Source organism: Variovorax sp. UMC13 (assembly GCF_014170375.1).
Taxonomy (GTDB): domain Bacteria; phylum Pseudomonadota; class Gammaproteobacteria; order Burkholderiales; family Burkholderiaceae_C; genus Variovorax.
The window spans coordinates 59,306-84,323 of sequence record NZ_LZZW01000018.1; the positions used below are offsets into that span (position 1 = coordinate 59,306).

Annotated in this window: 24 protein-coding genes and 1 pseudogene; 15 read left to right on the top strand and 10 right to left on the bottom strand. The window is 66.5% G+C overall.

Translation table 11 applies throughout. The annotated features are described in order from the left end of the window. The first annotated feature begins 21 nt into the window (after positions 1-21). The 15 genes from A9977_RS15055 to A9977_RS15125 all read left to right on the top strand — a co-directional run bounded on the left by A9977_RS15055 (position 22) and on the right by A9977_RS15125 (position 15,108). Positions 22-2,169: a hypothetical protein gene (locus A9977_RS15055; protein ID WP_183025671.1), complete on the top strand. Its 2,148-nt coding sequence runs from the start codon at positions 22-24 to the stop codon at positions 2,167-2,169. Continuing rightward, positions 2,166-2,789: a hypothetical protein gene (locus tag A9977_RS15060; RefSeq protein ID WP_183025672.1), complete on the top strand. Its 624-nt coding sequence runs from the start codon at positions 2,166-2,168 to the stop codon at positions 2,787-2,789. The genes A9977_RS15055 and A9977_RS15060 overlap by 4 nt, the downstream gene beginning before the upstream one ends. Next, positions 2,786-3,400, top strand: coding sequence for a hypothetical protein (locus A9977_RS15065; RefSeq protein ID WP_183025673.1), 615 nt, complete (start codon positions 2,786-2,788; stop codon positions 3,398-3,400). The genes A9977_RS15060 and A9977_RS15065 overlap by 4 nt, the downstream gene beginning before the upstream one ends. Further along, a complete protein-coding gene (locus A9977_RS15070) occupies positions 3,397-3,816 on the top strand; it encodes a DUF6950 family protein (protein WP_183025674.1) in 420 nt (139 codons plus the stop codon). The genes A9977_RS15065 and A9977_RS15070 overlap by 4 nt, the downstream gene beginning before the upstream one ends. Next, the gene (locus A9977_RS15075) at positions 3,804-7,601 is read left to right on the top strand and encodes a DUF1983 domain-containing protein (protein ID WP_183025675.1); all 3,798 of its coding nucleotides are present in this window, start codon (positions 3,804-3,806) and stop codon (positions 7,599-7,601) included. Before A9977_RS15070 ends, A9977_RS15075 begins: the two co-directional genes overlap by 13 nt. Further along, a complete protein-coding gene (locus tag A9977_RS15080; RefSeq protein WP_183025676.1) occupies positions 7,601-8,200 on the top strand; it encodes a hypothetical protein in 600 nt (199 codons plus the stop codon). Before A9977_RS15075 ends, A9977_RS15080 begins: the two co-directional genes overlap by 1 nt. 2 nt (positions 8,201-8,202) lie before the next feature. Continuing rightward, positions 8,203-8,547, top strand: a complete 345-nt coding sequence (locus A9977_RS15085; RefSeq protein WP_183025677.1) for a hypothetical protein — start codon at positions 8,203-8,205, stop codon at positions 8,545-8,547. Then, positions 8,544-11,063, top strand: coding sequence for a glycosyl hydrolase family 28-related protein (locus tag A9977_RS15090; RefSeq protein ID WP_183025678.1), 2,520 nt, complete (start codon positions 8,544-8,546; stop codon positions 11,061-11,063). The genes A9977_RS15085 and A9977_RS15090 overlap by 4 nt, the downstream gene beginning before the upstream one ends. A gap of 130 nt (positions 11,064-11,193) precedes the next feature. Beyond that, positions 11,194-11,934, top strand: a complete 741-nt coding sequence (locus tag A9977_RS15095) for a DUF6602 domain-containing protein (protein WP_183025679.1) — start codon at positions 11,194-11,196, stop codon at positions 11,932-11,934. Positions 11,935-12,069: 135 nt separating this feature from the next. Further along, on the top strand, positions 12,070-12,669 hold the full coding sequence (locus A9977_RS15100) for a hypothetical protein (protein WP_183025680.1): 600 nt from the start codon (positions 12,070-12,072) through the stop codon (positions 12,667-12,669). After that, positions 12,666-13,115: a hypothetical protein gene (locus tag A9977_RS15105; protein WP_183025681.1), complete on the top strand. Its 450-nt coding sequence runs from the start codon at positions 12,666-12,668 to the stop codon at positions 13,113-13,115. Before A9977_RS15100 ends, A9977_RS15105 begins: the two co-directional genes overlap by 4 nt. Then, a complete protein-coding gene (locus tag A9977_RS15110; protein WP_183025682.1) occupies positions 13,112-13,576 on the top strand; it encodes a D-Ala-D-Ala carboxypeptidase family metallohydrolase in 465 nt (154 codons plus the stop codon). The genes A9977_RS15105 and A9977_RS15110 overlap by 4 nt, the downstream gene beginning before the upstream one ends. 8 nt (positions 13,577-13,584) lie before the next feature. After that, complete coding sequence (locus tag A9977_RS15115; protein WP_310936140.1) at positions 13,585-13,914, top strand: hypothetical protein; 330 nt, start codon at positions 13,585-13,587, stop codon at positions 13,912-13,914. After that, a complete protein-coding gene (locus A9977_RS15120; protein WP_183025684.1) occupies positions 13,911-14,171 on the top strand; it encodes a hypothetical protein in 261 nt (86 codons plus the stop codon). Before A9977_RS15115 ends, A9977_RS15120 begins: the two co-directional genes overlap by 4 nt. A gap of 148 nt (positions 14,172-14,319) precedes the next feature. Then, positions 14,320-15,108, top strand: coding sequence for a DNA adenine methylase (locus A9977_RS15125; RefSeq protein WP_183025685.1), 789 nt, complete (start codon positions 14,320-14,322; stop codon positions 15,106-15,108). A 49-nt stretch (positions 15,109-15,157) separates the two neighbouring features. Here the strand turns inward: A9977_RS15125 and A9977_RS15130 are convergent, their stop codons facing one another. The 10 genes and pseudogenes from A9977_RS15130 to A9977_RS15175 form a co-directional block, all read right to left on the bottom strand. Beyond that, positions 15,158-16,456, bottom strand: a complete 1,299-nt coding sequence (locus A9977_RS15130; RefSeq protein WP_183025686.1) for a Y-family DNA polymerase — start codon at positions 16,454-16,456, stop codon at positions 15,158-15,160. 7 nt (positions 16,457-16,463) lie between these two features. Beyond that, positions 16,464-16,901 carry a LexA family transcriptional regulator gene (locus tag A9977_RS15135; protein WP_183025687.1) on the bottom strand — a complete coding sequence of 146 codons (438 nt, stop codon included), beginning with the start codon at positions 16,899-16,901 and terminating at the stop codon, positions 16,464-16,466. 487 nt (positions 16,902-17,388) lie between these two features. Continuing rightward, entirely contained in the window at positions 17,389-18,378 is a 990-nt protein-coding gene (locus A9977_RS15140; RefSeq protein WP_183025998.1) for a GTP-binding protein, read from the bottom strand. A gap of 13 nt (positions 18,379-18,391) precedes the next feature. Beyond that, a pseudogene (locus A9977_RS15145) lies at positions 18,392-18,796 on the bottom strand (amidohydrolase family protein); the annotation flags it as partial. Beyond that, positions 18,781-19,323 (bottom strand): NAD(P)-dependent oxidoreductase, encoded by a 543-nt coding sequence (locus A9977_RS15150; RefSeq protein ID WP_183025688.1) that lies wholly within the window; start codon positions 19,321-19,323, stop codon positions 18,781-18,783. The gene A9977_RS15150 and the pseudogene A9977_RS15145, both read right to left, overlap by 16 nt. Before the next feature lie 17 nt (positions 19,324-19,340). Then, entirely contained in the window at positions 19,341-21,002 is a 1,662-nt protein-coding gene (locus A9977_RS15155; RefSeq protein WP_183025689.1) for a CocE/NonD family hydrolase, read from the bottom strand. Between the two features lie 152 nt (positions 21,003-21,154). Further along, the gene (locus tag A9977_RS15160) at positions 21,155-22,111 is read right to left on the bottom strand and encodes a transporter (protein WP_183025690.1); all 957 of its coding nucleotides are present in this window, start codon (positions 22,109-22,111) and stop codon (positions 21,155-21,157) included. A gap of 63 nt (positions 22,112-22,174) precedes the next feature. Continuing rightward, positions 22,175-22,948: an enoyl-CoA hydratase-related protein gene (locus A9977_RS15165; protein ID WP_183025691.1), complete on the bottom strand. Its 774-nt coding sequence runs from the start codon at positions 22,946-22,948 to the stop codon at positions 22,175-22,177. 2 nt (positions 22,949-22,950) lie between these two features. After that, positions 22,951-24,159 carry a 3-oxoadipyl-CoA thiolase gene (gene pcaF / locus A9977_RS15170; protein ID WP_183025692.1) on the bottom strand — a complete coding sequence of 403 codons (1,209 nt, stop codon included), beginning with the start codon at positions 24,157-24,159 and terminating at the stop codon, positions 22,951-22,953. Then, positions 24,160-25,002 carry an amidohydrolase family protein gene (locus A9977_RS15175; RefSeq protein WP_183025693.1) on the bottom strand — a complete coding sequence of 281 codons (843 nt, stop codon included), beginning with the start codon at positions 25,000-25,002 and terminating at the stop codon, positions 24,160-24,162. Positions 25,003-25,018 lie beyond the last annotated feature (16 nt).

Genomic DNA, 25,018 nt, shown 5'->3' on the forward strand with positions numbered 1-25,018 from the left:
GACGTCTGCGGAGGTGAACGCGTGAGCACAAAAGCAGAAATCGTCCTCGCCGCGACCGACCGATCGGCCGCGGCGTTTGCGGCGGTCAGCCGGCACTTCGATAACCTGCAGGCCAAGGCGAAAGCGATAAAGGGCGGTCTGGCGGGCGTCGGATCTGCTCTCGGCGCAGGCTTGGTCGTTGCGCAAGGGCGCGGCCTGATCGACATGCTCGACGGCCTCGACGACATGAGCGAGAAGACCGGCATCTCGGTCGAGAAGCTCAGCGAGCTCCGCTATGCAGGGGAGGTAGCAGGCACCCCGATCGAGGCGCTCAGCGGTGGCTTCTCCCGCCTGGCCAAAATGATGGGCGAGGCCGCCGGCGGAAACAAGGAAGCCGTCTCGACCTTCAAAGCACTCGGCGTCGAGTTCAAAAATGCCGACGGCACCTTGCGCAGCACGGACGACGTCCTGGGCGATCTCGCCGATCGATTTGCCACCTACGAGGATGGAGCTGCAAAGGCAACGCTCGCTCAGAAGATCTTCGGGAAGAGCGGCGCTGAGATGCTGCCGCTGCTCAACCTGGGCCGAAAGGGAATTGCGGATCTTCGCACCGAAGCCGAGCAGCTGGGCGCGATCTACGGCGGCGCTCTTGCGAAGGAGGCCGCGGATTTCAATGACAACCTGAAGCGCCTCGAGCTGGCCTCGCAGGCTGCTGCCATCTCCATCGGCGGCCCGCTGCTGAAATCCCTGAGCGGCCTGCTCAACCAGTACATTGAGATCAAGAAGCTGGGCGCAGTTGGCCTGGTCATCAAGGACATCGGCCTCGGCGCTCTTGATCCGAATTTCTCGAAGATGTCCATGAACGCGGGCGCGGACATCAAGAAGCTCACGGCAGAGCGCGCACAGCTCCAACGCGACATCGATGAGTCCTTCGGAAAGAATGTCGGGGGCCCGAATGCGGTCGCGATGGCGAACAGGGCCCGCCAGTTCGACATCGACAACCTCAATCGTTACATCGAGATCGCGAAGGCCCGCCAGCGCGTCGAAGCTCTTTCCAACGCCGATCCGAACGATGCGAATGACGCGGTCTCTCGGCGCTTTCAGCGGGAGACCCCCAAGGTTGCTGCGCCGATACTCGCGTCAGGCGGTGCAGGCGCCAAGGCCAAGGATCCCGAGGCCGATGCGAAGCGCTATCTCGAGACACTCGACAAACAGGTCGAGAAGGCCAAGGATCTCAGCCAAGTTGAGATCACGCTGGCCGAGATCCGGCGCACGCGTGCCGAGGGGAAGACTTTCAGCGATGAGGATAAGCAGCGCGCACTGATTGCCGCGGCGACGATCGACATCGAGAAAGAGCGCGACGAGAACAAGAAGGCGGCGCTCTCTGCGCAGCAGGAAGGCCAACGCCGCTTGCTCGCGATGCAAGACGACGAGCGCCGCATCATCGAGGCGACGCGAACCCCGCTCGAGAGCTACAACGCCGCGCTCGAGCATCTCAACAAGTTGCGTAGCGAGGGGTTTCTGCAAGGCGACGCCTACGGCCGCGCCATCGCAGCAGAAGCCACCAAGTACGGCGAGGCAAAGGCCCAGCTCGACGAGCTCAACAAGCACACCGACGACTTCTCCAAGCAGGCCGCGGAGAACGTCCAGGGCGCGCTGGGCTCCGGCCTGGCGGACTTGCTCGACGGGGAGTTCGACAACATCGGCAAGAACTTCCAGAAGATGCTCAATCGGATGGTTGCAGAAGCGGCGGCAGCCCAGATTGCCCGCTCGATGTTCGGCGACATGGTTTCCGGAGGCTCGGGCTCGGGCTGGTTCGGGTCGGCCCTGAGTGGCTTCGGTTCGCTGTTCGGTGGCGGTTCCGGGTACAGCGCGGCGAATCAAGCCGGCCTTGACGGTTTGATCACCGGCCTTAGCGGCGTACCGAAGTTCGATGTCGGCACGAACTACGTGCCCCGCGACATGCTCGCCATGATCCACGAGGGCGAGGCCATTGTGCCCAAGGCCTACAACCACGGCGACGTCGGCTCGCCGGCGGGAGGCATGACCTATGCCCCCAACTACGCCATCCAGATCGATGCGCGTTCCGACAAGGGCGAGATCTACGCCGGTGTGCAACGCATGCTGAATCAGAACAACAAGGCGCAGTACGAGATTTTCCAGCGCATGAAGATTGCCCCCCAGTCATGAGCATCATCCAGATCCCGGAAGACCTGTCGATCATGCGGCAGGACTTCGGCGTAAAGAACTTCGACCTCACCTCCGAGGGCGGCGACACCGGCTCAGTGCAGACGTCTGTACTGGGCCCGCCGCGCTTCACCTGTTCCATCGTGAGCAACGATCGCGAGGAAGAGGATGCCGCCTCCGCCTGGCGCGTGTTGCTGCTCGCACTCAGGGGTCGCATCAATCACCTGGCGGTATACGACATCGCCCGGCCGCACCCGCGTGGCTCGGCCCGTGGCGTGTGGACCACCGCAGGCGGCGGCGCCGGTGTCAACTCGCTGGCCATCAGCATCGGAGCGGACCAAGCGGGAGCGACGGTGCTCGCCGGCGACTACATCGGTGTCAACCAGGCGTCCGTGGGACGCCAGCTGCTGCACGTTCAAGCCGATGCGATCGCCAATGCCGGCGGCGTGATGATCGTGACTTTCGAGCCGGTCCTGCGTCTTGCTGTCGCAGCGGGTTCTGCGGTCGTGTGGGATCGGCCCACGTGCCTCATGAAGCGAACCACGAGCGAGACCTCCTGGTCGCAGCACGGCGGCGAGCTGCAGGGCGGCTTCAGCCTGGACCTCATGGAGGCTTGGCAGTGAGCATCGCTACCAATTCCGGCTTCAACGCCGTTGCATCGTCGCCAGTCCTCGCTGAGATGGCGCTCGTCGAGCTGTTCTGCCGCTTCGGCACGCCGCGATACACCACCTGGCCGATGAATGTCGAGGCGCGCGGCCACACCTGGCAGGGCGTGGGCAACCTCGGCTCGATCGGGGAGGTTCATGAGAGCGAAGACGGGGCGGAAGAGAAGCTCAACCTGACGCTGTCGGCCGTCGATCTGGGCACTCGCGCGCTGGCACTCGGCGACCCCAACGATTACCAGGACCGGCCCATGCGGCTTTATGTGGCGATGGTGAACGTCAACACCTACCAGCTGAGCGGGGAGCCGGTCATGCGCTTCGCCGGGGTGATGGACACGCTCGACGTTGGACGTGATGGCACGTCCGGGACCATCACTCTCAAGTGCCGCACGGCCTCTTACGACCGACGCAACAACCCTTCAGCGCTCCGAATGAACAATGCACAGCACCAGGCACGCCATCCGGGCGAGCGTGGTTTCGAGTACTTGACCTCGCTCATTGGCAACCAAGCTGTCTGGGTGTCCAAGCGCCTCCAGGCTGAGCTCAATGCACGGCTGAGGGCGAAGGGATGACGAGTGCCAATCTCGACGCCTTCATTGCTGAGCGTCGCTCACGTCCCTTCGAGTACTTCCAGCACGATTGCGTGCTGATCGCTGCTGACTGGGTGATCGCGAAGACCGGCACCGATCCGCTGAGCGACCTGCGTGCAGCGGGCGGAATCTACGACCGTCGCAATCTGCTCACGGCACTGCGCCTCGTACGTTCTGCCGGCGGCTTCGAAGCCGTGGCCAGCGCGCGGCTCGGTGCTGCGCATGCTGGCTTGATGGCGCAGCGCGGCGACGTCGTGCTCGCGCGAAGCGGTCGCAGGGTAGGGCGGGTCAGTGGCTACAGCTTCGGGATCTGCACGGGCTCGCACTTGGTGGTGCCCGGTGACGATCGCCTCGAGTTCCTGCCTCTGACCGCGGGGGTCGCATCGTGGCGCGTTTGATTCTTCGCGCCCTGGCACTTGCTGGCCTGCTGGGCTTCGGCGGGGCGGTGTCGGCTGAGCCGGTGACGGCTGCGATCGCCGCGTGGTGGGCTGCTGCGACTGTCGCGCAGATTGCCATGGTGGCTCTCTACGTGGTGTCGGTGGCCAACACCATCTATGGGTCGATTCAGACGAAGAAGAGGGCGAAGGCGGCCGCGCAACGGGCGGCCGAGCAGGAAGCTGCGAACCTGCGAGATCGCACCGCGCTGATCATCCAGGCGGAGTCGCCATTCGTCACGATTTACGGCTCGCCGGCGCCTGTGGGCGGCACCGTGCCGGCGGTGTTCACGAGCGGCCAGTACGAGCAGTTTTCTCATTTCATCTTCCTGATTGCGTCCCACGAGTGCGCAGGGGTGGATGCGATCTTTATCGGTGGTGAGCACGTCGGGAACTTGGACCCCCAGGGCTATGCGGACGGAGCGAATTTCCAGCTGGATGAAGGCGTGAGGCGCCTTGAGATCAAGGAGTTCGAGCTCAGCGAGTTTTCACGCGAGACCGAGGGCGGCACCGAGATCTACCCGGATGGCTACTGGATCCTGCCGCTGCGGCTGGACGTAGATGGCTTTGAGTTGCAAGGGATCACAGACCTCAATGGCAACCCGCTTGCCGGCGTGGTGCTCGGGCAATTGCCGAACTCCTTCGGTGGGCGCGCACTTGTCGGCCAGAAGGGTGTCAAGGGCCGCGTCTCCTACTGGGTCAACGGCCCCGGCGCTGCCCTCAACGTCCAGATCCACACCTCGCCAGGTGGCGTGGACACGGCTGATGCCTTCTTCCGTGCGGCGAGGCCGGACCTTTGGACCGAGGCGCACAAGTTCAGCGGCTACACCTACCTTGCGGTCACCGTCAATAAGCTCCTCGAGCGCTTCCAGGGCGGCATACCCGAGATCACTGTGAAGGTCCGCGGGAAGCCCGTCTACGACTTCCGAACCGGCACCATCGGCTACAGCCGCAACAACGCGCTTTGCCTCGCAGACTTCATTCAGTCCGAGGTCGGCTATGGCGCCGCGCTGGAGCACATCAACGTCGAGGACGTGATCAGCTCCGCCAACATCTGCGACACGTTCGTCTACGCAGCGGCCGACGTGGACGCAGACCCCGCGAGCTACGGCGGCTCGCGGGCCCGCTATCTGTGCGACGGTATGTTCCGCAGCGACCAGGATCGGGATGCGACGCGCCAGCAGATCGAAGACTCGATGGCCGGATTCAGCCTGGAGTCGGGTGGGGTTTGGCGCATCTTGGCGGGCGCGTGGACGACGCCCGTCATGGCGCTCACCGACGATGACATGATCGCGCCGAGCTCGGTGGTCCAGACTGCGAATCCTGGCACCGCTCGCTACAACGGCGTCCGCGGTACCTATGTCAATGCGGCACGCAACGGTGTCACTGAAGATTTCACCCCCTACTTCAACCCAACGTTCTTGGCCCTCGACGAGAAGGAGAAGGTTCGCGACCTAGTTCTGTCATTCACCGGGGACCATGTGCGGACGCAGCAGCTGGCCCGCGTCCTCGTCGAGCAAAGCCGAGGCGGCTTTGTAATGCAGATCCATCCGTCGCGCAGGGCGTGGCACCTTCAGCCGGGTGATCGAATCGTTCTGACCGACCGTCTCAATGGCTTTGAGAACAAGCCGTTTCGGGTGCAGGACTATGGCTTCAGCCTTGCATCGCCCCTCTCCCTGCAGGTGGTTGAGGACGAAGAAACCTTCTATGACCCGGCCGATGAAACGCGTGCCGACCCTTCGCCAAACACGAGCCTGCCAAGCCCGTTCATCAAGCCCGGCCCGCCACTCGATCTGGTCGCAATCAGCGGCGAGAGCCAGATGGTCCAGCAGGACGGCGTCATGGTGGTGCGCGTGCGTGTGTCGTGGGCACCGTCGCCGGATGCGATGGTGCTGCAGGCGGGGACCACGCGGCTGCAGTGGCGACTCGCCGACGGCGGCCTGGCGTGGCAGACGGTCGACCTGCCGGGCGACGCGACGGAGTTTTATCTCCTCGGCCTGGAGGTGCACAACGCCTACGTGATCCGCTTGCAGTTCCTGACCGCCTACGCCAGCAGCAACTGGTCGGTAATTCAGCATGAGGTGCATGGCCTCGAGGGGCCTCCCGACAGCGTGCTGAGCCTGCGCGTTGAGCCCGAGCTCACGGGCATCTTCGCGTACTGGCAGGAGCCCGAGGGCATCGACCTGCTGGGATGGTCGGCGACGCAACTGCGCCGCGGGCCGAGCTGGGAGCTGGCCGAGAGCACGATCCTGTTCGACGGCCGCGCCTCCAGCGCGAACCTCGGCTGGTTCCCCGCGGGCAGTCAGGCCGTCTGGGCGGCGCACCACAACACCATCGACCAATGGTCGGAGCCGGTGTTCAAGACCATCGAGATCGATCCGCCGGCACAGGCCGACCCGCACGGCACGGTGAACAACCGCAACACCGTCGCGCTGTTGTGGCAGGACTGCAAGACCACGCAGCCGATTGCGCACTACGAGATCCGGATCGGCGAGACCTGGGAGACCGCAACTGTCGTCACCCAGGTCCTGGCGCTGAGCTGGAGTGGCGTGCAGCCCAAGTTCGGCGAGCACCGCTACTGGGTGACCGCCGTCGACGTCGCCGGCAACCGCGGCGCGCCAGGCTACACCTTCACGGTCACGCTGGCCGCGTTCGACGGCGTGATCGCCAACCTCCGCAGCAAGGTCGACGCGGCCCTCGACGAGGTCGCCCGCCTGCAGATGCAGGGCGCGCTGACGTCCGACGGCAAGCTGGCCCGAACACGCGCCGGCGTCTACGAGGCGATCGAGGTTGTGGTGACTGACGCGACCGCGCTGGCCAGCAAGTTCACCGCGCTGTCGTCCACCGTCGACGAGAACCACGCCATCGTCTCCAGCCAGATCACGACGCTGGCCACAGAGCAGGACGCGATGGCGATGCAGCTCGACCTGGTCGCGGCTGTCACCGCCGACAACACCGCGGCGATCGCTGTCGAGACCACGGCGCGCACCACGCAGTACAACGCCCTGGCGTCCCAGGTCACCACTATCCAGTCGAGCGTTGGCGGCTTGTCGGGCACTGTTGAGATCCAGGGCAACACGCTGGCAAGCCTCAACGGCAACGTCGCGGCCCAGTACATGATCCGCACCGAGGTCGTCGGCAGCACCGGCCGTCGCGCTCTGGCAGGCTTGTCGATCGGCGTGTCGGCCGGCAGCGGCGGTGCGCCGACGCAGTCCGAGGTTGTGGTCTTCGCCGACCGCTTCGTCGTCGCTGCCGACGCAGGCTCTTCAGCCCTGGACGCACCGTTCCGCGTCGAGGGCGGCGTGGTCTACATCAACGTCGCCAAGATCAAGGACGCGGACATCGGAACGCTGAAGGTGGCCGGCTTTGCCCTGGGCATTTCCCTGGCGTCGGATGGCCTGTCCAATGCGGCCGTCGCCTTTACCGTTCCAGCTGGCCAGGTGTGGCGCGCTTCGTCATTGGCCATCGCCGGTAACTCCGGGGAGATCGAAGATGCGCGGTTCGCCGCCGGGCTGTTCGTGACAGGCGCGACTGCGACCGCTACCTCTCAGTCAGTCATTGCTCGGGAGGGTCCTGGCTCTGAGGGCGGCATAAGCAACATGTACCAGTCGACACCGGTCTCCTGCGGCAGCCTGGTCGACTATGGCCCTGGCACGCACACCATCTCGGCCAGCTGGTCGACCGTGCCCGTCATCTCGACCAGCGCGCCGGTGCTGCTGATGGTCGACCTGCAGAAGCGAGGCGCCTGATGACCGACAACACGACGCCATCCGGCACGCGCCCGTTCTGCGCCATCGATGCGCACGGCCAGGTTGTGATGCGCGGCCACACGCTCGAGCTGCCGCTGGTGCCGGGCCTGACCTCTCTCGACGAGGCGGCGCCGCTGAACACTTACCGGTCGGGTTCCGCGTGGTTGCCCATCCCAGAGCAGCCCAGCCTGCTGCATGTCTTCGACTGGCCGACTAAGGCCTGGGCCGACCCGCGCACCCTCGACCAAGTGCGCGCGGCAAGGCTTGTCGAGATCAATCAGCGCTTCTCGCAAGAATCGGCCGCGCTGATTGCCGGCTACCCGCTCGAGGAGCGGCAGACCTGGGCAGCGCAGGAAGCCGAGGCGCTGGCCTGGGCCCTCGAATCTTCCACGCCGACCCCGTACCTCGACGGCATCGCGGCGGCGCGCGGCATCGATGTCGCCGAGATGCGCGCCAAGACCCTCGAAGCGGTCAGTGTCTTCCGCGTCGCCTCGCAGTGGCTTGTCGGCACCCGGCAGGCCCTGCGCGACGCCATCCAGAACCCCAACGCCACGCGTGCGCAGATCGATGCGATCGCCTGGCCAACCCCTGAGGAGTGACCATGCAGAAGATCATCGGGCTCGAGAAGCCCATCGAAGACCCCGGCACCGGCGGCATGGCCAGCTACCACGTCGTCGTGCAGCACCTGGTGCAGTTGCGCACTGGCACCAGCGCCGTGACGCTGGCCGGCTTCGTGTCGCGAGCGGCGGCCGAGGCCGGCAAGCAGCCTTTGATGCACATCACGGCCCAGATCAAGGACGCGCCGACCGGCGACTCGGCGGCCTGGCCCGACTGGTTCTGCCGGCAAATCCTGAACGCAGACATCGGTGGCACCAACGTGCTGGCCGATGCTGTCCCGGTGTACGCGGCCGAGCCCTCGGCCGCCGTCGAGGAAGGCGCGCAATGACCACCTGGTATCGCGAAGGCCTGGTCACGCTGACGGCCGGCTCTGACCTCGTCGCCGGCGTCGGCACCGAATGGGTGGACAACGTACTGCCGGGCGGCATCTTCTTCACGCCAGGTGGTTTGGTCGAGGTAGAACGCGTCGTGAGCGACACCTCGCTAAAGCTGGTGACGCCATACGGCGGTGCCACCGTAGCCGAAGCCGAGTACTCGATCGCGCCCACACAGGGATACGTTGTTGCATTGGCCAAGCAGCTCAATGGCGTGCTCGGCGACTTCGGCGAGCTCAAGGACGCCTGGCAGGATGGAACGCTCGTCGGCAAGGGCGTGGCGCTCAAGGGCGTGAAGAACACGGTGGGCGAGCTGCCGCTCAGCGGCAACGCTCCTGGTGATGCCTGGATGGTCGATGGCCACATGCACGTGTGGACGGGCTCGGCGTGGCTCGATCAGGGTGCCACTGTCTCGACGCCCGAGCTCGAAGCTCTACGCGACGCGGCTGGCACCTCGGCCGGCCTGGCGATCGGTTCGGCGTTGGCGGCTGACACCACGCGCAAGGAGTACGAGGACCGTGTGTACCCGGGCGTTTACGCAACTCCGCCAACGAACAAGCCGCACAGCGGTGCGCCGTGTGCTGATGGAGACCGCTGCATGGTCCTCGTCGGCACAGTGCCCTATGAGCACCTCCGCGTGGGCGGCGGCTGGCTGATCCCCAACATCGATGCGACCAATCTTGCGTTGCCCACGGGCCCGGCGCTTCTGGGCTACGTTCAGAGCGGGGCCGGCTCGGTGGTTCGAAACGCCTTGGCCAAGCTGCGCGAGAACATCAGCGCGAAGGACTTTGGCGCCGTCGGCGATGGCGTGACGAATGACGCTGTGGCGCTGCAAAAGGCATTCGACTACGCGCACCTGGTTGGGGCCACCGTCGATCTGTCCGGTGGCCGGTACTACTCGGCAAGTGCCCTGACCGTCTACACGGCCATTGACGGTCGAGGTGCGCTCATTGAGAGCGGCAATGCGGTCGCCCTGCAGCTCGGTGCGGACGGGGTCAGCATGACCGCTGTCGCAATTGCCTGCCGAAACATCTCCGCGACCAGCCCGAACGTCGCCCCGTACGCCATCTACGGCCCGAACCGCAATGGGGTGAAGCTCGACAGCTGCCTGCTGATCAATGGCCGGGTTCGGGTTGAGACGCCACTCAACGCGTCAGCGAACTCGCGGTTCTCGATGACGAATTGCGGTCTGTCCATCGACCTCTCCGCCTATGAGGCCGTCGTCAACGAGAACGACGGCGTGACCATCGGTGGCGTCTCGGACGTTGTCCTGGCCAACAACCAGATCGCCCTGGTCGGCGTGCACCGCGGAATCAAGATCAAGGGCACGACGGCCGGCTACAACCCCGGCGCGGGGGATTCCTCGCGGGTCGCCATCAACGGCAACGTCATCCGTGGTGTGGGTGGTGGCGGCCACAAGCAACTGATCGATCTCTTCTCGGGAACCCGCAATATCGCCATCGGCGGCAACTCGATCGAGAGCACCGGATTCGGGCGAGTCATCGAGAACAAAACGTCGCGTGGCACCGCCGGCATCACTTTGTCTGCTGTGATCAACGGCAACACCATCCTCACTGACACCCAGGTGCCTTTCGTGTTCGAGGGGTTCTACGGCAATGCAAATCCAACCTACAACGTCGGGGAGTGCGTTGTGAAAATTACGGGGAACATGGTGATCAGCTCGGCCTCCGAGACGAGCGGATCGACCCTTTCCGCCGTCAAGTACTACCACTCCGCGCATCTCGCTGACAACACCTTCCACTTCACCGGCGGGACGGCGAACCGTCTGTACATCGGGCAATGCAAGCAGGTCTCCGTGGTCGACAACAATCTCAAGCGTGCGCAGATCGGCTTCGGTGACCAAACGGGTTCGCAGCAAGGCGATTCATTTGCTGGCGCGCGGTTTGGCCGCATCACTGCTACTGGCAACAACCTCGAGGACTTCGACTCGGGATACTTCGCGGGAGGCGTCAGCCTGCGCGACATCGATGCCCCGACCGCCACGATCGTCATCAGCGGCAACAACATCAACCAGTCGACGGCATCGGCGGCAGCGTCTGGAGCCGTGAGTGCCCGCTCTGTGACCTGCAAGTCGCTGCAAATCGAAGGTAACGCATCGAACATGGTCAGCGCTTCGGAGGACCGCGCATATCTGGTCAGCACCGCCGGTAAGGTCATCGAGAAGGACAACTCTTGGAACGTGTTGCCCTACACAGGAGTGTGGGCCCCAGGTGCAATTGCTGCCAACGCTTCGGTGTTCACCGATGTCACGATCACGGGTGTGGCTACCAACGTCCACACTATCCCCAAAGTCACGCACTCGGCGCTGCCGCCCGGTGTGGTCCTCGGGGCGGTAGTCACGGCTGCTAATACCGTTCGCGTGACGGCCTACAACGTCACCGGAGCTTCAGTGACTTTCAATAGCGGTACGCTGCGTGTGATGGCGGAATTCATCTCGACGCTTTTCTAAGCTTTTGCGGGGAGGCAGGGCGTCGCCCGGCCTGGCAGCGCTTCTATCGAGTTTCAGCGCAAAGGGCGGCGTCGGGATTTCGTGCTCCAATCTTCGCCCGGACCGCCGGGTCCCAACATCGGAGGCTGCCGTGTCAAGTGAGCGAGTGCTGAAGCGAATAGCGGGAATCCAAAAGCAACTTATTGCCGCGTACGAGGCGGGCAGCGACATGTCGTCCGCGAGCAAGGGCGCGGAGCGTGATTTGTTTCTTCACGGATACCTTCAAGCAGTGCTTCCAACTGGTTTCCGATTCGGCACTGGAGACATCGTCGACCAGCATGGCGCCGCGAGCGGTCAGGTGGATATCGTTATCGAAAATCCCTTTGTCCCGAGCTTGCCAATCATGGGTGGATATCCGCGACTCTATCTAACAGAGGGCGTTGCCGCTGCCGTCGAAGTGAAGTCCGACGTGCAGGCGCAGTGGAGTCAAGTAGAAGCCAAAGCGGCCAAGATTGCTTCACTCGCAAGCAGCGCCTCCAGCATGACTTTCGGCGCTTTTGGTGGAACCATCACAACGCGAAATCCCGAGGGGCTAAGCGTTGGGGGGCGCGCTTTAGGGGGAGGGCTCCCGTTTTTCGTAGCTGGCTATAGAGGGTTTGCCAACGTCCGTCTGGATAGTGTGGAATCGGTGGCTCTGAAAATGGACGCTGCGGGCGTCGACGCACTTCTGGTGGTTGAGAGCGGCCTGTTTGTTTCAAGTGCCCGGCTCGGGGGCGTCTATGCACGAGGACCTCATGGCCTATGGGCGTTTATCTGCGCTGTCACGAAAGCGGCGCAGCAGGTCCGTGCAATCGAATTCGATCCGCTCAGCTATGTCTTTGACGCTGCTTAGTCAGGATCCAATCCTGGGTTAGTTGTTTGAATATTTGGGCAGCCAAAGTCGGCTCGGATCGGATTCGGCCTGGGAGCTGCCGGAATTTTCGACGGGCGCTATGTAAGCTGGTCACCTACGTAGCATCAGCTTCCCATGAGCGAAGCAGCACGAGGCGGCGATGCCGCGCGCTTCAATAGAAAGTCCCATTTCTTCCCTAGAAACGGGACGCGGTCGCTCCGAGACTTGGCCTTCAAACCGAAGGCCTCACCACGTGATCTCACCCCCACTCAAACCCGCTTCGGCGGGTTTTTTATTGCCTGGAGCATCATGAAGACGCACTTCTCCTGGATGGTCCGCTTCTACGTCAGTAGCTCGTGTCTCGTCACCGCCGTGATCGCGATGCTGGACCCCTGGAGCCAGCACCGGGAGGTCATGGCGCAGGATGGCCTAAATGGCCTCGTCGCCTTCACGCTGCTCGGCGCGGTAGCGGTCCTCGGGCTCCTCGACGTGCTGGTAAACGACTGGCTTCCTGAGCGCTTCTCTGTTCGCTGGACGCATCGGCATCGGCACATTGTCTTCATGGGGCTCGCGCTATCGCAGTGCGCCATGGCCTTCGTTGAGGTGAGAGCTGACGAAGTGCGCCCCGTGGTCGCGCGCTACCTCCTCGATGCCTTCGTGGCCCTGCTGGTCGCCTGCATCGGCGTTTATTGCCACTACTGGGAAAACCAGGACGCACGGGAGGTTCGCAAGTGAGTCCCCTGCGCATCCTCGCCATTCTGAAATTCTTGCTCCTGTGCTGTTGGCCGCCGGCGGCGTGGGCCGCAAAGCTGACCTTTGACCAGGCGCTCGCCCAGATCACGCTGCGTGAGTCGCTGCTGCTGTGCGTGCTGATGACGCTGGCCGGCGTGACGGCGCTCTTGTTTCGCATCAGCAACCAGGTCAACGCCGGCATCGACGGCGACGTACCGATGAAGCCTATCCGCAACCTTCCGCTGCTGGTCAGCGCCCACATGTGCGGCTCGTGGCTCGCTGGCATTTGCGCGTTCTTCCTCGCATCGCACTTTGACATGCCCGGGCTGATGGTCGGCTTCTTCGTTCCGATGGTGAGCTTTGGCGGGGCGAAGTCGCTCGAGCTTATGTACAACAAGTTCGTGGCGGACCGGATGGCCACACGGGCAGCAGCTGGAGGCAGCACATGAAACTGACCGCACATTTTTCCCTCGAGGAGTTCACGGCGAGCGAGGCCGCGGCGCGCCGCGGCATCGACAACTCGCTGCCCGGCGCCCTGCAGTCGACGGCAGTGCAGACGTGTGAACTGATGGAGCGGATCCGAGCCGAACTCGCCGGCCAAGCTGGACGCGAGATCCCGATCATTGTCACCAGTGCCTATCGTTCGCCCGCATTGAACAAGGCGATCGGCAGCGGCAGCGGCAGCGACCACTTGCGCGCGATGGCTGTCGACTTCAAGGCGCCGGCATTCGGCACGCCCTACGACGTCACGATGGCGCTAGCGCCGAAGGTGAGCGAGCTGGGCATTGGCCAGTTGATCCACGAGTTCGGGTCATGGATCCATGTCAGCACGCGGCGGCCGGCGAAGGACGTGAACCGCATCATCACGATCAGCAACGCAGGCACGGTCGCGGGGGTGCACCGGGTATGAACCCCGGGTTGATCGCGCTTCTCATCAGCCTGGCCAGCAATGCGGCGCTAGGTTGGGCCTGGCTGGAAGCCCGCGACGACGTGACAGCGCTCACTGGCCAGCGGGACGAGGCCCGCGCAGACGCCTCAGCCTGCAGCGATGCCACGGAAGCTCTGCGCGAGCAAGCCTACAAGCGCGCGGCAGAGGCAAAGAAGGCCACGGCCGCAGCGCGTGCGGCGGCCGCAGACAAGCAGAGCAGGGCGCAGGTGATCTTGTCCACGGCGCCCAGCGTGCCGGGTAACGACTGCGCCAGTGCTCGAGATCGGGCTGATGACTGGCTGCACGGGAGGGCGCCATGAAGCGTTCTGCCTTGCTTTGCGCGCTGCTGCTAGCCGGCTGCGCGTCGACGTCACACCAGGTGAAGGTGCCGATGCCCATCGAATGCCGTGTCGACGAGCCTGCGCGCCCCGCCATGCCCTCTGACGCGCTCACACCAGGTGTAGCCCTCGATCGCTTCGTCGCAGTCCTCACAGCGGAGATCGAGATCCGCGAAGGCTACGAGGGCGAGCTGCTCGCCGCTCTTCGGAGCTGCACTGCGCCGCTAGTGGCGCAGTAAAGAATAAAAGACAGGGCGACCCTTTGCCGTGCGCTAACACAGCATCGGACCGCCTCCCCCACAGAACGCGCCTGTGAGTTCGACCAAGGCCCTGCCACCTGTACAGGCGGGCTGAGTGTAAACGACCGTTACAGGTCATTCGGAACCCATGGCAACACCCATCGTCCCTTGGATAGGCGGCAAGCGCCGTCTCGCCGACACCATCATCCCCCGCTTCCCCGCGCACACCTGCTATGTCGAGGTCTTTGCCGGCGGTGCGGCGTTGTACTTCCTTCGCCCGCCGGCGGACGTCGAGGTGATCAACGATGTCAACGGTGACATCGTCAACCTCTATCGGGTGGTGCAGAGCCACCTCGAGGAGTTCGTTCGCCAGTTCAAGTGGGCGCTCTCCAGCCGTGAGATGTTCAAGTGGCTGCAGGACACTCCATCCGAAACGCTCACCGATATCCAGCGCGCGGCACGCTTCTTCTACCTGCAGCATCACGCTTTCGGCGGCAAGGTCCACGGCCAGACCTGGGGCACTGCGACCACGGCGCCGCCGGTAAACCTGCTGCGCATCGAGGAGCAACTGAGCGCTGCGCACCTTCGCTTGGCAGGCACGCATATCGAACGCCTCGACTGGAAAGAGTGCATGCGCCGCTACGACCGGCCACACACCCTGTTCTATCTCGACCCGCCGTACTGGCAGACCGAAGGCTATGGCGTGCCTTTCGCCTGGCCAGAGTACGAGGCAATGGCCGCAACGCTCAAAAACCTTCAGGGCAAAGCGATCTTGAGCATCAACGACCACCCCGACGTGCGCCGTTGTTTCGCTGACTTCCACATGGAGACGCTCGGGATCACCTACCAAGTGGGGGGAGGGCACAAGGGCGTAGACCGCAACGAGCTGATGATCTTCAGCTGGGATGTGGCGGCGGAGCCAGCAGGGCTGTTTTAGCCACGGGTTATCGGTCGAAGAGTTCGGCCAGCAAGTGACCGCCAACGTATCAAGCGCGAGCGCAGGGCAGGTCAGTCCAGCGTGTGGTGTAGTCGGGCGTCTTGAGTTCCTGCCGCATGGTCCACTTGCGCGCCGCGCCCGCTGTGCCGGCGCTGGCCAGCGTCAGGGCCCCTCGGCCGTACCGGTCGTTGATCGCGTCCATCGCACCCATCAGACGGCTGCGGTCGTCGCTGGGCTCGTCGAGGTCGAGCTCATGCTGCTCCACCGAGGTGTCCTGCAGGTCCAGCAGCATCACGCCGGCCTTCGCATACCTGAAGCCTGGCCGGTAGATCGCGTGCAGCGCGCGCACGACGCTCGACGCGATGAGTCCGCTGTCGGCCGTGGGCCGGCGCAGCGGCACGGTGATCGACTTCGAGTACTGCTTGTCCTCGACGCGGAAGGCGCTTGTGTGGATGAAGACCAGCACCTGGCCGGCCTGGCCGTTCTGCTTGCGCAGCTTCTCACAGGCCCGCGAGGCGAACTCTGTCACGGCCTCCACCAGGTCTTCGAGCTCGGTGATCGCGCCGCCGAAGCTGCGAGTGCAGGCGATCTCCTTCTTCGGCGCCGGCGAGTCCTCGAACGCAATGCAGGCCTGGCCCTGCATCTCGCGAACGGTGCGCTCGAGCACCACCGACCAGCGGCGGCGCGCGACCACGGGGTCCATGCGGGCCACGTCCAACGCCGTCAGCACGCCCACCTCACGCAGTTGGGCCGCGATGCGCCTGCCGATGCCCCAGATCTCGCCCAGGTCGGTCGCCTGCAGCACCGCGTCGAGATCTGCCGCGGGCAGGGCGGCGAGGTTGCACACCCTGGCGAGCTCGGCCGGGTAGCTGCCCGGCTTGCGGTCGGCACTCTTCGAGATGTGGTTCGCCAGCTTGGCCAGCGTCTTCGTCGGCCCAATGCCGATGCCACACGGCACGCCGATCCACTGCAGGATGCGCTCGCGCACGCCGCCCGCGCGCTTGACCAGATTGCCGCGCACGCCAGCCAGGCCTATGAACGACTCGTCGATGCTGTAGATCTCCTGCTCGGGGCCGAGGCCGGCCGCGATCGACATCATTCGGTTGCTCATGTCGCCGTACAGAGTGAAGTTTGCCGAGAGGGCCACGATGCCCTCGTCGCGGTACTTCGATTGGATCTGGAACCACGGCTCGCCCATGGTGATGCCGAGGGCCTTGGCCTCGTTCGAGCGCGCGATCGCGCACCCGTCGTTGTTGCTCAGCACGATCACCGGCCGGCCCAGCAGGCTCGGACGAAACACGCGCTCGCAGCTCACATAGAAGTTGTTCCCGTCGACCAGCGCGTACATCGCATGCTCACTGGCGGAAGCGCTTGATGGCGGCCGTCACCACGCCGACGATGATCAGCTGCTGACCCTCGCGAAAGGTGATGGTCGGGAAGGTGGGATTGGCCGGCATCAGCTTCACCCGGTCGGCGCGCTTGTACAGGTACTTCACGGTGAACTCGCCGTCGACCTGGGCCACGACGATGTCCTTGTGCGCCGGCGTAAGCGCGCGGTTAACCACGATCACGTCGCCATCGAAGATGCCCGCCTCGATCATGGACTGGCCGCTCACACGCCACATAAAAGTCGCGGCCGGGTGGGTGACCAGCAATTCGTTTAGGTCGTGACGCTTGACCGCGAAGTCGTCGGCGGGCGAGGGGAAGCCAGCCGGAACGCGACCTTCTGCCACGACCAGCAGCATCCGCGGCAGTGGGACAGCCGGGTCAAGGACGCTGGGAATACTGGACATACATCCAGTATATAGCGCCAAAGGCCGGATAGCCTGGCACCAGTGAGCGTGTTCAAAGCAACGCCGAGCGAATCGATGCAGCCAGAGTTTGTGATGGTGGCACCACGATCTACATGGCATCGAGCGTTCGAATCCCAGCGTGGCCTACGAAACTCTTTTGTAGGCATTTTTGTAGGTATAAATGAATAAAAAAGCCTGCACACCGCATGGAATCTAGTGAGGTGCCTCCCTCCGGTTCCGCCAGGATGCTGAAGCCCCGTTGATCGATCGATCGACGGGGCTTTTTTCATCCCCGCCGTCCTCCGCAAAGACCTCGATCAGCTGTCAGCAGACGCGTGGATGCAGCAGCCGGACCGGTGCGGTCCTCATCGTGGTGCTGTGCGCGCAGCGGCATGCTTTCGGCCCAAGCCGCGTCTGCAGGGCAGTCCTGTGCCGCACCCCGGTGCCGCCGCACATTCACGGATACCCGAGGCCACGGGCACCGTCCTCAGCGCGGCACGGACCCGTCGTGGCGCGCCGAACCGAACTGCGCTTCGAGCGCGGCGAGCGGCAGCCGGCCCTGCAGGCCGATGGCCACCACGGCCGGGCCGGCCTGTGGCGCCGTGGCGCGCCGCAGCGAGGCATGGCGGCCGGCGAACTGGAGTTCGGTCCATTCGGCTTCGCCGGTGCGCAGCAGGGCCTTGAGCCGCAGCAGGCCCGCAGGCGCGTCGGCCATCCAGCGGCGCAGCGCGGCGGCCTCGAAGCAGCGCTCGGGCCGGGCCGACCAGTTCTCGAACAGCTCGCCATGCCGCGGCGAGGCATCGCCGCCGGGCGACGGGCCCGCATGGTCGCAGCCCGGACCGCAGGCGTGCGGCGCCTGCGCGCCGGGCGCCGGCCGGGTCGGCCATGGCGGCTCGCGCAGCAGCTCGATCGGCACGCGGGCCTGGACGGTGTCGAAACGCGGCGTTTTCGGGGCGCTGGCCGCGATGCGCGTGTGCACGCGGGCCAAGGCCTCGCCGTCCACGGTGTCGGTCTTGTTGACGACGATCAGGTCGGCCGCCCGCAACTGGCGTTCCATCGTGTCGGCCAGCAAGGGATCGCCCAGGTGCGCGAGCAGGGCGCCGGCGTCGACCAGCACGAGCACGCCGCCCATGCTCAGGCCGGGGTCGGCCAGGCCCAGCTGCGCGATGCGCCAGGGGTCGGACACGCCGCTGGCCTCGACCACCACGCCGTCGAAGGGCGAGTCCGAGGAAAGCACCTGCATCAGCGCGCGCGACAGGTCGTCGCCGATCTGGCAGCAGACGCAGCCGTTGCTCAGTGCGATGGTGTCGCCGCTGGCGGAGGCGATGAGTTCGGCGTCGATGTTGAGCGCGCCGAAGTCGTTCACCAGCACCGCGATACGCTGGCCTCGCGTCGCGCGCAGCCAGCCGTTGAGCAGCGTGGTCTTGCCGGCGCCGAGGAAGCCGCCGATGACGGTGAGCGGCAGGCGCCTTGTCATGCTCACGTCGGGCTCAGGCCGGGTGCGCTTCGAACACGCGGCCCGAGAGCACGGTGCCCCACACGCGGGCGTCCTTCAGCGCGGCCGGGTCCATGGCCAGCGGGTCGTCTTCCAGCACGCAGAAGTCGGCGCGTTTGCCGCATTCGATGCTGCCGACCTCGTGGTCGAGCTTGAGCGTCCAGGCCGCGCCCAGCGTGATCGCGCGCAGCGCCTGCGGCACCGTGATGCGTTCCTTCTCGCCGAGCACGCGGCCCTTGGGCGTGACCCGGTTGACGGCGCACCAGGCGGTGAAGAGCGGCCCGAGCGGCGTCACCGGCGCATCGGAGTGAATGGCCAGCGGCACGCCGGCCGCGAGCGCGCTGCCGCAGGCGTCGAGCCGGTTCGCGCGGTCGGGGCCCATCGTCATCTCGTAGTGCTGTGCACGCAGACCATGGTGTTGGCGATCAGCTTCAGTCGTGTGGCGGCGCCGAAGTCGCCGACGTGGAAATGCTGCTGCGCGATGGCGTCGAACAGCGGCGCCAGCGCATCGATGGCCGGCCGCGGGCCGGACTTGAAGATCACCGCCTTGCGCTCGGCCACATGGGCCGGCAGGCCGCTGACCTCGCAGTCGAGCATCTCGATGCTGTGTCCGGCCAGCCGGGCCGCCTGTGCCTGCTTGTCGGCCAGCGCATAGCTGCTGAGGTCGATCACCGTGCGGGTCGCGCGCGGGCCGTCGAGCAGCGCGTCCACGACATGGCGCGACACCGCCCCGCCGGGCAGGCTGAACAGCACGACCGGCGCCTGGCGCAGCTTCGCCGCGTCGACCATCGTGCCGCCCGCGTCGACGAAAGCCTGGCAGGGCCGCAGGTCGTGGCCGATCACGGTGTGGCCGGCGCGCAGCAGGCTGATGGACATCGGGCTGCCCACGTTGCCGAGGCCGGCGAAGCCGATGGGATGGGAGTTCATCGTCGCGTCCTTGGCGTTCAGACCGCGCGCGTGCCGGCGCCGGTCGGCACGATGGGCAGCAGCAGGTAGGAATCCTGCGCACCGGCGGTGTGGACCGTGTGCGTGCCGCCGAAGCGATCGGCCGGGCGGTCCACCGCGTCGTCGTGCAGGAAGTGGATGAAGGGCACGGGCTTCGCGTCGGGGTCGGCCCCGCCATGGCCCAGCGGGCCGCCCTTCTCATAGTCGCGCCCCGCGATCTCGAGCACCAGCCGGCTGCCGGGCTCGAACACGATGCTGGTGGGCCAGACCTCGATGTCCAGCGCCACGGGCTGGCCCTGCACGAGCGGCTGCGCCTCGTCGTGCGTGTGCACCGGCCGGTGCGGCTGGCTGCGCGCGGCGTCGAGCTTGCGCTGCGATGCGCGCAGCCATCCCAGTGCCAGCGCCATGTGGCCGCCGGCCGGGCCGATGCCGACCATGTCGTTGCCCTGCGCGTCGATCTTGCGCAGGCGCACGAAGACATCCATGTCCGCCAGCGAGGACGAAGCCCACAGCCGCAGCGCCACCGGCCCGATGACCTCCACCCGCGCGTCGAAGGGCGCGGAGCGGAAGGACACGCCATGGCCGTCGGCCGCGTACGCGACCGAGCCCGTGCGCTGCGGCGCGGCCGAGCCGAGCGACCCGTCGGCGGCATCGAGGTGCATCCGCACCCACTCCGTGCCCTCGATCGGCCAGGCCGTGGACGCGCGCTGGGACACGCCGTCCGAGCCGCGCACCGCCACCTGCACCCGCGGCTCGTCGGTCCAGCCGTTGTCGCGCCCCTTGAGGAAGTGGTCGAAGAACTTGCGCTGCATGGCCAGGGCCTGCGGCGTGTAGGCCGGCAGCACGTGGTCGCCCACGATCAGGCGCAGCCACTTCTGCGTCGAGGCGGCGCCGTTGAAGGCCTCCACGTTGCCGCGCAGGTGCAGGCCGACGTTGCCCCAGTTGCCCACCGACAGGAAGGGCACCTCGATCTTCGAGAGGTCGGGCAGCCAGTCGGCATAGAAGGGATCGCTCAACGGGCGGGCGCGCAGCGCGCCCAGCACGTCCAGCTGGTTGGCCTGGCGCTCGTCGCTGGACAGATGGTCGCGGCCGTGCTGCATGTTCAGCACCGTCTCCGGCCACCACCAGGCGATGAACTTGTTGTTGAGGATGCCGCCGTGCCGGTACAGGTCGCGGTAGGCGTCGGAGAAGCCCTCCCACGGGATCATCGCCGCGAGCGAAGGCGGCTGCAGCGCGGCCACGGCCCACTGCGTGGCGCCGTAGTACGAGACGCCCAGCAGGCCCACCTTGCCGGTGGACCAGGCCTGGTGCCCGGCCCATTCAATGGCGTCGTGGTAGTCCTGCGCGATCTGCGGCGTGAAGGGCGCGAGGAAGCCCGGCGACTCGCCCGACCCGCGGCTGTCGACGCGCACGACCACGTAGTCGTTCGGCACCCACCAGCTCGGGTCCGGCGTCTCCCAGTTGACGAAGGGGCCGCCGCCGAGTTCGCGCGCCAGCTGGGGCGCGCGGTCGGCCAGGTGGCGGTCCTTGCCATAGGGGCCGAGCGACATGATGACGGGGTACGTGCCCGTGCCCACCGGGCGGTAGACGTTGGCGCGCAGCACGCTGCCGTCGCGCAGCGGGATGTCGACGTTGTGTTCATAGATCATGGAACGATGCATGGGGTCTCCTGTGGAATCGAAAGTGCTGGAAAGCGCGTTGCGGTGTGGCTGCATCGACGGTCCGGGGCGCGGCCTCGACTCTAGGGAGGCCGCGACCGATACACCAATGGACAAGCGTGATGGGCCGCATCACCGCGCGCAATGGGGCCGCCTCAGAACGGCAGCTTGGTCTGCAGCCACAGCCGCGTGCCCTCCGAGCGGTTGCGCGCGCCGTACTCCACCTGGAGCCGCGCCATCACCGCCACCTTGGGCGTGATGTTGAAGCTTACATAGGGACCGATGGCATCGACGCGGCCGCGGTTGCCGTTGCCGTTCACCACCAGGCCGGCCTGCTTGTCGTCGGTGGTCTGCCGGTACATGTAGCCGTTGATGCCGAGGGCCAGGCCCGGCGTGACCACGAAGCCGGCGCTGTACTCGATGGTGAACTCGTTGCCCGACCGGTAGTCGGTCGCGCGATTCTTGCTGTTGACGGCGTAGCGGACCTTGGTCGAGAGCTGCCAGCGGTTGCCGGGCGTCCAGGTGAGGGCATAGAAGGGCGCCACCTGCCAGTAGTTGCGGCCGATGTTGACCGCGGCGTTCTTGTTGAACTCGCCGATGGGCAGGAAGCCCTCGGCGCCGGCGGTCTGGTGGACGTCGCCGTGGTGCCAGCCCAGCAGCAGGGGTGCGAACTGCAGGTCGCCGATGCCGGTCTTGCTGCCGCTGCGGTCGAGCGGGCCCAGCGGCCCGGGCCGGGCGATGCCCAGCGACAGGTCGACGGTGGGCACGGCCAACGCCGCGCGTGTCTCGACGTTGGCGCCCCACAGCCGCACGCCCGGCCAGACGTAGCTCAGCCGCAGCGCCACCGTGTTGGCCTCGGCCTCGTAGTAGGCCAGCCGCGCGTTGTCGGCGCCGCCGTTGTCCTTGCTGTGCGAAGCGCCGTAGTGCTGGTAGTACGAGAGGAAGTGCAGGCCCTCGGGCAGCATCTGGCCCGAGAGGATGCCCTCGACGCCGACGGCGTAGGAGTTGCCGCCGTTCTCGGTGGCCTGGGCCGGCGCGCCGAGTGCGGCCAGGGTCAGCAGCGCCAGGGCCGGCGCGGCGCGCGAGTGCAGGGGTCTGGATTGAAAAGTCATGGTGGCGTCTCCTGTAGTTCTTGATGGACCGGGTTGCGTGAAAAAAAGAATCGGTGGGCGGCGCTAGGTGAACCGGGGTTCCTCCCGGTCGAGCCGCGCCTGGATGCCGAGGCGCGGGTCGGCGCCGGCGAACAGCAGCTGGAAGGACTTGCGTTCGAGCTGCAGCCCCTGCGCCAGCGGCAGGTTCATGCCCTCGATCACGGCCTCCTTGATGAACTCGAGCGCCTGCCGCGGGCCCCGGGCCAGCTCGCAGGCCAGGGCGAGCGCGCGGGCCTCCACCTGGTCGTCGGCCACCACCTCGCTGGCCAGGCCGATGGCCAGCGCCTCGGCGGCCGGGATGGGTTGGCCGGTCAGCAGCAGGCGCAGGGCTCTGAACTTGCCCACCGCGCGGGTCAGCCGCTGGGTGGCGCCGCCTCCGGGCATCAGGCCGATGCGCACCTCGGGCTGGCCGAAGCGCGCGTTGTCGCCGGCGACGATCAGGTCGGCATGCATCGCGAGTTCGCAGCCGCCGCCGAGGGCATGGCCGCGCACCGCGGCGATCACCGGCTTGCGGCAGCGCGCGATCGCATCCCAGAGGCGGTCCATGCGCCGCTGCACGATCTCCAGCGGCTGCGCGTCCAGGTACTCGTGCAGGTCGGCGCCGGCGCAGAAGGCCTTCTCGCCGCCGGCGAGGACGATCACGCGCGTCGCATCGTCCGCCTCGAGGCGCTCGAAGGCCTGGGCCAGGGCAACGCGCAGCGCGAGGTTCAGCGCGTTGAGCACCTGCGGCCGGTTCAGCCGCAGCAGCGCGACCCCGGAGGCCGGGCGCTCTTCGATGAGCAGGTCCAGCGTCGCCATGGCTAGACGCGCTCGATCGCCAGCGCCATGCCCTGGCCCACGCCGATGCACATGGTGCACAGCGCACGCCGGCCGGCTGTGCGCTGCAGCTGCCGCAGCGCCGTCAGCACCAGCCGCACGCCCGACATGCCCAGCGGGTGGCCGAAGGCGATCGCGCCACCGTTCGGATTGACGTGCGGCGCGTCGTCCGGCAGCCCGAGTTCGCGCAGCACCGCCAGGCCCTGGGCAGCGAAGGCTTCGTTCAACTCGATCACGTCGAAGTCGGCGATGGCCAGCCCGGTGGCCGCGAGCAGCTTGCGCGTGGCCGGCACCGGGCCGATGCCCATCACGCGCGGATCGACGCCGGCCGTGGCCACGCCGGTCACGCGGGCCAGCGGCACCAGGCCCAGGCGCGCGGCCTCGTCCTCGCTGGCCAGCAGCAGCGCGGCCGCGCCGTCGTTCACGCCGGAGGAATTGCCCGCGGTGACGCTGCCGCCCTCGCGGAAGGCCGGCCGGAGCCGGGCCAGGGTGTCGAGCGTGGTGTCGGCGCGCGGATGCTCGTCGAGGCGGAGCTCGGCTTCCGCGCCGCGCTTCGCGCCGGGCACGCGCACCGGCACGATCTCCACGTCAAGCAGGCCCTGGGCCACGGCCCGCGCCGCGCGCTGCTGGCTGCGCAGCGCGAAGGCGTCCTGGTCGGCGCGCGAGATGCCGTGCGCCTCGGCCACGTTCTCGGCCGTCGCGCCCATCGAGTCCACGCCGTGCAGGCGTTCCATGCGCGGGTTGACGAAGCGCCAGCCGATGGTCGAGTCGTGCACCTCGGCATGGCGCGAGAAGGGCGCGGCGGCCTTGGGCATCACGAAGGGCGCGCGCGACATGCTCTCCACGCCGCCGGCCAGCGCCAGCCGCAGCTGGCCGCAGGCGATGCCGCGCGCCGCGCTGGCCACGGCCTCGAGGCCGGAGGCGCAGAGCCGGTTGACCGTGGCCGCCGCCACGCCGGTCGGCAGGCCCGCGAGCAGCGCGCTCATGCGCGCCACGTTGCGGTTGTCCTCGCCGGCCTGGTTCACGCAGCCAAGGTAGACCTCCTCGAGCCGCGCCCAGTCGAGCGTGGGGTGCCGGGCCATCAGGGCCTGGATCGGCAACGCGCCGAGGTCGTCGGTGCGCACGCCCGACAGGCCGCCGCCGTAGCGTCCGATCGGCGTGCGCACGCCGTCGCAGACGAACGCGTGCTTCATCTACAGGCCCAGCACGCGTTCGGCGTTCCCGTGCATGATCTTCTCCATCACCGCGTCCGAGTAGCCGAGCTCGGCCCATTCGCGCAGGATGCGTTCGTAGGGCAGGCTGGGGTAGTCGCTGCCGAACATGATCTTGTCCTGCAGCCGGCCGCGGATGTCGACCTTGAGGTTGCCGGGAAAGTGCTTGGGCGCCCAGCCCGACATCTCCCAGTACACGTTGCCCTTGTGGAGCGCGACCGCCGTGGTCTCGTCGACCCAGGGCCAGCCCGGATGGGCCATGAGGATCTTGAGCTTGGGGAAGTCGGCCGCCAGGTCGTCGATGTGCGAGGGATGTGCATGCCGCACGCGCGCGCCGTGGCCGCCCGGCATGCCGGCGCCCATGCCGGTGGTGCCCACGTCGATCATCACGGCCGCGCCCAGCGCGTCGATCTCCTCGAACAGCGGGTAGTGGCGCCGGTCGTTGACCGCGAAGTGCTGCATGATCGGATGGAAGTGGAAGCCGACGAAGCCCAGCTCCTCGACCGCCTTCTTCACCTGCCGGATCGCGATCTCGCCCTTGGCCGGTTCGACCGCGCCCCAGCACTGGAGGATGCGCTCCGGGTGGCGCTGCCAGATGCCGTGCACGTACGCGTTGCTGCAGGGCGGCGTGGCCACGGTGGTCTCGAGGTCGAGCGCGACCAGGCAGGCCTCGACGCCGGCCGAAGCGAACTCGGCGATCACCTCTTGTTCGGATTTGGCGACCCAGTCGCGCTTCCAGTAGCTGGCCAGCGCCGCGGGGTAGGGCCCCTGGGCGTCGATCCAGGTCTGGGTGCCGGGATAGCAATGCAGGTCGATGATGCGCATGGATGTTCCTTGGGCG